Raw genomic sequence first — 389 nt, forward strand, 5'->3', positions numbered from 1 at the left:
GACGAACCCGGCGGCAGTTTCGCTTCCTCGCTCTTCACGATGGCGGCGACGTCGTTCGCCACGCTACCCAGGTCGCGGCCTTGCACTGATCCAAAGATATCGAGCACAGGCTGTACGTTGTAATGCGATACGACGGCTTGTTGCGTGCCGCGCGTAAACGTGCCGAGCGAGCCGAGCAGATTCTGCACGTGCGGCGCGCCATTCGCGGCATTTTGCGGGCCAGCGGTGTCACTCGTTGCCGAACCGGCCAGCGGCAGATTCGCGAGCGCCTGCAGCGAATTCACGTCGTACTGCGGCATCATCCCCATCAGCGGATCACTCACGCCGTTCTTCGGGTCGAGCCAGAAATTCGGTGTGGTTTGCGAACTGCCCGAGAGCGCGATCAGCAG

The 389-nt window shown here is 62.5% G+C and carries 1 pseudogene; it reads right to left on the reverse strand.

The window, feature by feature from the left end:
- Nucleotides 1-389: pseudogene (locus SB772_RS39310) on the reverse strand (AcrB/AcrD/AcrF family protein); the annotation flags it as partial.

This window comes from Paraburkholderia sp. SIMBA_030 (genome assembly GCF_046535245.1).
Lineage (GTDB): Bacteria > Pseudomonadota > Gammaproteobacteria > Burkholderiales > Burkholderiaceae > Paraburkholderia.